The sequence below is a fragment of the Kurthia populi genome, assembly GCF_042686175.1.
In the GTDB taxonomy this organism is placed as follows: domain Bacteria; phylum Bacillota; class Bacilli; order Bacillales_A; family Planococcaceae; genus Kurthia; species Kurthia populi.
In genome coordinates, this window is record NZ_JBHUOR010000041.1 from 57,321 (window position 1) to 64,043 (window position 6,723).

6 protein-coding genes are annotated in these 6,723 nt (G+C 39.7%); 2 read left to right on the plus strand and 4 right to left on the minus strand.

The window, feature by feature from the left end; all coding sequences use genetic code 11:
• Nucleotides 1-9 precede the first annotated feature (9 nt).
• Together ACFSY7_RS08600 and ACFSY7_RS08605 are read right to left on the minus strand one after the other, a co-directional pair.
• Entirely contained in the window at nucleotides 10-1,362 is a 1,353-nt protein-coding gene (locus ACFSY7_RS08600) for an AMP-binding protein (protein WP_380147600.1), read from the minus strand.
• Between the two features lie 103 nt (nucleotides 1,363-1,465).
• Complete coding sequence (locus ACFSY7_RS08605) at nucleotides 1,466-2,407, minus strand: TDT family transporter (protein WP_380147601.1); 942 nt, start codon at nucleotides 2,405-2,407, stop codon at nucleotides 1,466-1,468.
• A 110-nt stretch (nucleotides 2,408-2,517) separates the two neighbouring features.
• Between ACFSY7_RS08605 and ACFSY7_RS08610 the strand changes: the two genes are divergently transcribed.
• A complete protein-coding gene (locus tag ACFSY7_RS08610; RefSeq protein WP_126990724.1) occupies nucleotides 2,518-3,321 on the plus strand; it encodes a LysR family transcriptional regulator in 804 nt (267 codons plus the stop codon).
• Between the two features lie 148 nt (nucleotides 3,322-3,469).
• Here ACFSY7_RS08610 and ACFSY7_RS08615 read toward each other — a convergent pair whose 3' ends face one another.
• On the minus strand, nucleotides 3,470-4,336 hold the full coding sequence (locus tag ACFSY7_RS08615; RefSeq protein WP_380147602.1) for a 2-oxoacid:ferredoxin oxidoreductase subunit beta: 867 nt from the start codon (nucleotides 4,334-4,336) through the stop codon (nucleotides 3,470-3,472).
• Nucleotides 4,323-6,083, minus strand: coding sequence for a 2-oxoacid:acceptor oxidoreductase subunit alpha (locus ACFSY7_RS08620; protein ID WP_380147603.1), 1,761 nt, complete (start codon nucleotides 6,081-6,083; stop codon nucleotides 4,323-4,325). The genes ACFSY7_RS08615 and ACFSY7_RS08620 overlap by 14 nt, the downstream gene beginning before the upstream one ends.
• A 294-nt stretch (nucleotides 6,084-6,377) precedes the next feature.
• Between ACFSY7_RS08620 and ACFSY7_RS08625 the strand changes: the two genes are divergently transcribed.
• Nucleotides 6,378-6,575, plus strand: coding sequence for a hypothetical protein (locus ACFSY7_RS08625; RefSeq protein ID WP_380147604.1), 198 nt, complete (start codon nucleotides 6,378-6,380; stop codon nucleotides 6,573-6,575).
• Nucleotides 6,576-6,723: the final 148 nt, after the last annotated feature.

Consider the following 6,723-nt stretch of genomic DNA (forward strand, 5'->3'; position numbering starts at 1 on the left):
GGAAATGATTTACGGCAAGTACAACTGCTTCATACTTTTATAATCAACTTTACCGGTATGCAAATGCGGTAGCTCTTCGACGCTTTCGACTTGTACATAGTTGGCATGCAAGTTATAGAGCTGGCATAAAAAGCGCTTCACACGTGATGCATCGCCGTGTTCAATTACCGCGACAAGTTGTTGGTCATTACCTACACAGGCGACCGTTACACCAAATTTCTTCGCGACCGTCTTTTCAACATCATGTAAATTAATGCGTAGCCCTTTAATTTTAATAAAACTTTTCATGCGCCCAATTAAGGTCGCATAGCCTTCCTCATCAATTGTTGCTAAATCGCCAGTCGGTAAACAGCCGGCATATTCATCGCCGTTTGCAAGATCTCTCGCCTCTGTTGCATAGCCCATCATGACATTATCGCCGTAATAATATAATTCACCCGTATCCGCTAGCTCAAAGCGGCCGCCGGGCACTGGGATACCAATTGTGCCTAATTTATCCGCAAGGCGCTCATACGGGACGTACGCGATGCGTGGTGCCGCTTCCGTTTGTCCATACATGACATAAAACTTGCGATTCGTTGCAACCGCGTATTGATTAAATTTATCGACTAAATACACATCTAAGTGACCGCCCGCTTGCGTCAATGTTTTTAATGACGGCAAATCCATATCAACAAAGCCTAAACGATTTAATAATTGATACGTAAACGGCACACCTGCAATCGACGTCCCTTTAAATTCATTCACAAAATACCAAAATGACGGGAGTTTCACGCTTTTAGACGTCAATAATAACGTCGCCCCTACTTGTAAATGACTATTCACAATCGAAATGCCGTACGAATATGATAATGGTAAATTAATGACGGGACGCTCGTGCTCGTCTAGTTCTAAATAGTCGACAATCGACTCGGTATTTGCTTGTATATTTTTATACGAGAGGCGCACGTATTTTGGGCTTCCCGTCGTACCCGATGTACTTAATAGTAGCGCTAAATCTTTATGAACCGAATAGGTTGGTTGTTGACGTTTTTTGAAAAACTGCTCGGTAATCTCTTCGTAGGCATCATGCGTCGTTGCACCGAGTAAAAAAGCCGGCTCATAATGCGTCACGATATTTTCAAGCATGGCTACCGCTAAGTCATCATTTATGAGCATCACTGCATGACCCGCTTGAAGTGCCGCTACATAATGGACAATCGTTTTATAATCATTGCGGCAAATAATGCCGACAACTACTTTCTTTGGTGTCTCTAACATCGCGACAATTTGTGCGACATCCTCAGCTAGTTGCTCATACGTGTACGCCGCTGTCGCTTTTTGAACAGCAATTTTCTCCGATGGTTGAATGTCAAAAAACATCGTTCTTCCCCCTTATCACAATTCCTTTGCTTTTATTTTAATGGAAAAATTTTGATTTTCCTATAAAAAAAGAGAAATCACGAAGATTTCTCTTTTTACATGCCTATTCATTGACCGCTACTTTTCTAGCACTTGCCATCTCACGCCATAAAAAGACAATGTAGCGCGCCGTTACGTAGAGCACCATGACTGTTGCAAACGTTATTTCAACAACAATCACAGTTGTTACGATAGGACCTGTATAGCCTAAATAATGCACGGCATTTGTCAGTGCTGTCGCACAAATGACCAGTGGGAATGTAAACGCCGCATAACTCGGAAAAAATGGTAGGCGTAATAATTGAGGAAGCTGTGTTAGCACAAGCACATATAATAGCTGTGCAATGATAACTAGTGTTAAAACCATCGTCGTTGAAGCCGCTTTAACATGCGCTAAGTATCCTGCTAATGTCAGAGATACAGGCGCACATAAAATTGTAATTAACGGCAAGGTCGGCACCTCTAAATTACGCATCACGAAAATACGTACGAGCATGAGCGGTACAAGAATAATCACAAACGTAATACAGCTATAAAAAACGATATCCATTAATGCTGGCGCACGTCCACCAGCCGTTAGTGGCATAATGCCCATACCGATATACATAATAAACCAGCTCGGATAAATATGAGAAAGTGTCAACGCCGTACGTAATACGAAGCGATACGTAAAATACAGCATCAATACAAAATGCAGGACAAGGGCAAACCACCAAATATTTTCCCATACAACTATTGTATCCATATACAAACTACTTAACACCATTAACGCCATTGTGAATGTCGGTGACACTGCAGCAATTAAAGGGTTTTTCATTTCTTTTAAAACGCGTTCTGGTGCTAATACAATCTTTAATAATAGTCCGCTTAAAAAGACAGCACCCATAAAAATAAGGCCATTGGCAAACCATGTTAGCTCGAATGTTTTTACTAATTTAGCGAGCGAGAATAATGCAAGCATAACACCGCTAATTGGAATCGGTATCGCACGAATAAGTTGTTTCATTGTTCATCACGTCTCCTTGATGCTTTCAGTATACTAAGAACTTTACTATTTTAAAAATACATAATTAAAATTATAATTATTGGTAAATCAAATAATTAGGATGTGATTCCATGCTTGAACAACTTCATGTATTTGTAAAAGTATATGAACAACGAAATTTTACAAAAGCCTCCGCACTATTATTCATTTCACAACCAACGATTTCAACAAAGATCAAACAACTTGAGCAACAATTAAATACAACATTCTTCATTCGTAAAGGTCCCAAAAGCCTCGTACCAACTGAGGCCGCCCATACCTTTTATCAATATGCGCTACGTACTATTGATGACTACGAACAGACGTTGACACAACTGCATGGTAAAAAGCGTATACGTTGCCATATTGGCTGTTCGAATACGATTGCGGTCCATTACTTCCCGCAAATCTTCCCACAGCTTGTCGCCGCTTTTCCACATATTGATTTCATTTTGTCCTTATCCAATTCCGCGAAAGTAGCCGAAGGCGTGGCACAGCATCGACTAGATATTGGTCTAATCGAAAAGCCACTCGATACGCATCCGCTTCAAAAGACTATACTTGGTACAGATGAGCTCGTACTCGCTGGCAATCTAGAAAGTCCCTACTGGCTGATGCGTGAAAAACAATCAGGTGTTCGCTTTTTTAATGAACTCTATATTTCCGAACAAAATATTCATGCACAAATTATCGATACAAATAGTAATGAAATCATTACCGCACTACTGCAACAAGGCTTTGGTAAAACCATTTTGTCACGCATTAGCTTGCCAGAAAACATTCCCTTTCAGCAGCTGTCCACGCATTATCATCGACAACTTTTCCTTATTAATCGCGACGATCAAAATGATTTACAAGCTGTTTCAGCGATGATTGCAAAGCATTTCCAAACATAAAAAAAAGAGAGGGATATACATGAAAAAACAACCGCTCCTAGGAGCATAAGAAAAACCGGAATCGCGCGGTGGCGCGGTTCCGGTTTTTCGTTGCGAACGCTAAAAAAGGAAAATGACGTATTTTGTCTCAGTCTCTTTTTTATTACGATTACATAAATTCTTTCATTAACTCGTCTAATTTTTCTTCGCCTAATTCAAGATTGTCATAAGTTAATGCATTTTCTGAATAGCCTTTTACTTTTTCTTGGTAAGAAGCTGTTTCAGTATCTTGATAAATGATACCTGTTACAAGACCTTCATGCTTCATAACCGTTTGCATTGCTTGCTCACGGTTTGAAGAATCATAATCTTCAATATCACTTAATTTTGTTAAATGTTCTTTGAACCAATCATATGTGTTTACTTTATTATATGTCACACATGGTGAGAATACATTAATGAATGAGAAGCCTTTATGTTTCATCCCTTCTTCAATCATCGCTGTTAATTCTTTTAAATCTGTTGAGAAGCCTTGTGCCACAAATGTTGCACCTGATGATAAGGCTACTTCAAGTGGTTTTAGTGATGGCTCAATCGCGCCACCTGGTGTTGATTTCGTGATGAAACCAGCAGCAGAACGTGGGGATGTTTGTCCTTTTGTTAAACCATAAATTTGGTTATCCATTACAATGTACGTGACATCAATATTACGACGGATTGAGTGTACAGTGTGACCCATACCGATAGCAAATCCATCACCGTCACCGCCTGTTGCGATAACGTTTAAGTCACGGTTTGCCAGTTTTAGACCTTGTGCGATTGGTAGCGCACGACCGTGGATACCATGTAAGCCATATGCATTAATATAACCTGATAAACGACCTGAACAACCGATACCTGACACGACCGCTAATTCATGTGGTTCGATTTCTAGGTTTGCGGCAGCGCGTTGAATCGATGCTTGTACAGAGAAGTCACCGCATCCTGGACACCAGTTCGGTTTGATTGTATTACGAAAATCTTTAAATGTTACCATCTGGTAGCAACTCCTTTACACGACCTAACAATTCGTTTGGTAAGAATGGTGTACCATCGTATTTTGTTAAGTTGATGATTTTATCATGATGACCGACGTTTAACTTAATGATGCTCGCAAGCTGACCAGTCGCATTATTTTCAACAACAATAATTTTTTTCGCTTTTTCCATTAATGGCAGTAATTCTTTTGCTGGGAATGGATGAATCAAGCGAATATGTGCATGATTGGCTTTGATGCCTTGTTCATCTAATACAGGACGAATTTCTTCGATAGCACCGCGTGTAGAACCGAAACCAACGATTAATACGTCTGCTTCGTCATGTGGCGCATCTGTGTAAACAGGTGTCTCAAAATCAACATACTCTAATTTACGGAAACGTTTATCCATTTGCGCTTGGCGATTTGCCGGTGCTTCAGATGGTGTACCGATTTCAGAGTGCTCAACACCCGTCACATGGTGAATACCATATTTTTGACCAGGTACAACACGTGTCGATACGCCGTCTTCTGTCACTTCATAGCGCTTGAAGTAGGCTTTGTCTTCCATTTCCGGTAAATCACCTAATTCCAATTTACCGCGTTTAATCGATACTTTACTATAATCAAATGGTTCCACTGTTTGCTTACCAAGTGATAGCTGTAAATCCGAAAGAACGATTACTGGTAATTGTAATTGATCCGCAATATTGAATGCTTGAATCATATCGTAAAATGCTTCCTCACCTGTTGACGGTGCGATAATAACTTTAGGAATCTCACCATGTGTACCGTAAAGCATTGCAAATAAATCTGATTGTTCTTGTTTCGTTGGGAGACCTGTTGATGGACCACCACGTTGTGTATCAACGACAACAAGTGGAGTTTCTGTCATACCGGCAAGACCTAAACCTTCCATCATTAGTGATAGACCAGGGCCTGCTGATGCAGTGAATGCACGTGCACCACCATAAGAAGCGCCAATTGCCATTGTGACAGCTGCGATTTCATCTTCTGTTTGGACAACAAGACCACCGACTGTTGGTAGTTTTTTTGTTAAATATTCCATAATTTCAGAAGCTGGCGTAATTGGGTACGCACTCATCACGCGAGAACCTGCAGCTAATGCACCTAATGCCATTGCTTCATTCCCAATCATAAATAGACGGTGATTACCATCGCCTGGTTCTAATTCAAATTGACCTTCTGTATTCCCTGCTTCAACTAATAAATCATGCATTAATTGATGCCCTTGTGCGATAGCCTCCATGTTTTTCGCTACGACTTCTTCCCCTTTACGGCCAAAGATTTCGTCGACGACACTTTGGAATACGGTATCTTCTAAATTCATTAATGCCGCTGTAGCACCAATCGCTACCATGTTTTTCATTAATGTTGTTCCTAGCTCTTTTGCAGTCGCTGTGAACGGCACGATATACATTGTTGCCTCACAATCTTCAGGTTTTACTGGCTTAAATTTTGCATCTGCTAAAATAACACCATCTGCATGTAGCTCTTTATAGTTTACATCGATTGTTTCTTGGTCAAACGCAACAAGAATATCGTTATCATCTGGAATCGTATGCACCGTTGTTGTACGTACGTTAATTTTATTATTCGTATGGCCACCTTTAATACGAGAAGAGAAATGACGGTAGCCGTATAGGTGGTAGCCTAGACGGTTCATCGCTGTTGAGAAAATCTCACCAGTTGATTCGATCCCTTCACCTTGCTGCCCACCGACTTTCCATGAAAGTTGATGTAACATGTTTAAACATCTCCTTAAAACAGGGTATTTTATATATTTTTATCCTTCATAAGTTTATCACGAAGAAACGACAGAAACTATTGGAAATCCATGAAAAGAGAGAATTTCAGACCTTTGACGGAAAAATTAAGTTTGTTTTACATAAATAAACTTAATTTTCTTGTTTTTCATTCTTTTTATGTGTTTAAATTTTAAAAAAAGGGAATCATACTACTATACGAATAGAAGAACAACAATAAATATTACAAAAAAGCGAGGTGAAAGCTTCTACGCTACGCCGTAGAAGTAGCAATTATGATGAAAATTCTATGGATTCCCATCGCATTGTTTATTTTCTCACTAACAGCATATATGGTAGCTATTTGGGGTACTGACGGTGCAACAACATTGAAAATGCTCATCGGTCAAGGGGTTATGATTCCGTTCTTCTTCTTCGTTCTCTTATTCATTTGGCGATTTAATCAACAGCATAAAAAATCTTACACAGCTTAAACAATATAAAAAACGCAACGTTAAAGACATGAGTAACAAAAAGAAGAGGCTGGGACATAAGTGAAAATTCCAGCCTTTAATAGAGAAGGTGATGTCGAATTTGACATCACCTTCTCTATTTTTATGTATAAATTGGGAATTACCATTC

Coding starts and splice junctions, on each gene's coding strand:
- ACFSY7_RS08600 (WP_380147600.1), bottom strand. CDS start 1,362: ATGTTTTTTGACATTCAACCATCGGAGAAAATTGCTGTTCAAAAAGCG.
- ACFSY7_RS08605 (WP_380147601.1), bottom strand. CDS start 2,407: ATGAAACAACTTATTCGTGCGATACCGATTCCAATTAGCGGTGTTATG.
- ACFSY7_RS08610 (WP_126990724.1), top strand. CDS start 2,518: ATGCTTGAACAACTTCATGTATTTGTAAAAGTATATGAACAACGAAAT.
- ACFSY7_RS08615 (WP_380147602.1), bottom strand. CDS start 4,336: ATGGTAACATTTAAAGATTTTCGTAATACAATCAAACCGAACTGGTGT.
- ACFSY7_RS08620 (WP_380147603.1), bottom strand. CDS start 6,083: ATGTTACATCAACTTTCATGGAAAGTCGGTGGGCAGCAAGGTGAAGGG.
- ACFSY7_RS08625 (WP_380147604.1), top strand. CDS start 6,378: ATGATGAAAATTCTATGGATTCCCATCGCATTGTTTATTTTCTCACTA.